Raw genomic sequence first — 1,621 nt, forward strand, 5'->3', positions numbered from 1 at the left:
GCCCACGCCCTACGCCACCACGCCCGCCACCCCGAACGACCACTCGAAACGATCAAGAAAGTCAGTTGCTAACAAGCAACTTTGCCGGCGCCCTGGCATCCCCCTGCCTTACATCCGCGACATATTGGGACACGTCGACCTGTCCACGACAGAGATCTACGCACGGGCGTCGACCGAAGCCAAACGCAAAGCCCTGGAAGCCGCCTACACCGACATCTTCACCGACGACCTGCCCGAGTGGAGCCAGGACCTCGACCTCCTCAACTGGCTCACCTCGCTGTGAGCCTCCGCGGCTGACCGGGTTATGCGCAGCGATCCACCCCCGACCGGGTCCTCACCAGGCCCGACAGGCCAGCGCTGCGCATAATCCAGCGCTGTTCATTAGGTTCCTTATGCACAGCTGCGCATAAGTGGATGTTTGATTTGGGTTGATTGTGGCTTATGTTCTATCGAGGGTCTCGCCAGGTGGGTGTGGTTTCGCCCGTTATGCGTTTGGCCGTGTTGTCGATCATAGCAATGTGGATCATCGCTTCGGAGCTGGCGGGGAGGGTCTCGTAGTCACGGGCCAGGCGGCGGTGGAACATGAGCCAGCCCAGGGTCCGCTCGACGACCCACCGCCGTTTCACGACGTGGAAACCGCGTTTCTGGGTGTTTCTGGAGACGACCTCGACGTCGACCCCGAGGGCGGCCCCGTACTCGACCACGGTGTTCTTGAAGCCTTTGTCGACCCAGGTTTTCGCAATCGACCGGTAGGTGTCCGTGGCCTGGTCGAGCAGCCGTGTGCCCAGGGTGTTGTCCGACAGGTGCGCTGCGGTGACGCTCACGGCGAGCAGCAGACCGAGGGTGTCGGTGACCACGCCCCGCTTCCGCCCGACGATCTTCTTCCCGGCGTCCGTCCCCTGGCTGGCAAGGGGGACGTCAGTGGAGGTCTTGACACTCTGGGTGTCGAGGATGCACGCGGTCGGCTCGGGCTCGCGGCCTGCCGCGGCGCGGGCCAGACCGGTCAGCTCGTAGCCGAGCCGAGCGAAGATGCCCTCGTCCCGCCAGGCGGCGAAGTAGAAGTAGACGGTGGGGTGCGGCGGGAAGTCGTGGGGCCGGTATTTCCACGGGACGCTGGTCCGGTTGAGGTAGAGAATCGCGTTGAACACCTCGCGCAGGTCCACCTGGGCGGGCTGGCCGGTGGGCCGGCGGTCGAGCCGGGCCTGCCGCCAGGCGTGCAGGGTGGGGGCGATCAGCTCCCAGCGGGCATCCGACAGGTCACTGGGGTACGGCGTGCGCGGGCTCATGACAGACGCTCCTACCTGGCGTGCCTGTCCCTAAACCCTCCTGGGCGGACGTGGCCGGGCGGTCGGGAGGGAGTTTTCGCCCATCATCGAACCAGACAGAATCCGCGCCGCATATCCGAACTCAACGGATGCCATGATCGCGGCCGCGGGATGCGCGAACGTGCTCCTACGACGCGAAACACGCAAAGGCAGCCGGCCTCAAAGAGGAATTATCGTCACCAGGGCTGCGTAAACATCCACTAAGTGGGTGTTCGATCCCGCGGGTTTCGTTTAATTCGGATTCATGTTCCTCGCCAGGTTGGGGTTGATTCGCCGGTGGCGCGGCGGGCCAAGAG

At 64.4% G+C, this 1,621-nt stretch carries 2 protein-coding genes; one reads left to right on the plus strand and one right to left on the minus strand.

From position 1 onward, the window contains the following. Window positions 1-283: hypothetical protein (locus tag BCD48_RS52955; protein WP_206745026.1), on the plus strand; the 283-nt coding region annotated here is incomplete at its 5' end. Between the two features lie 163 nt (window positions 284-446). Here BCD48_RS52955 and BCD48_RS21595 read toward each other — a convergent pair. Beyond that, on the minus strand, window positions 447-1,286 hold the full coding sequence (locus BCD48_RS21595) for an IS5 family transposase (RefSeq protein WP_071050214.1): 840 nt from the start codon (window positions 1,284-1,286) through the stop codon (window positions 447-449). Between the last annotated feature and the right edge of the window lie 335 nt (window positions 1,287-1,621).

Origin of the sequence: Pseudofrankia coriaricola (genome assembly GCF_001854805.1) — a bacterium.
Classification (GTDB): Bacteria; Actinomycetota; Actinomycetes; order Frankiales; family Frankiaceae; genus Pseudofrankia.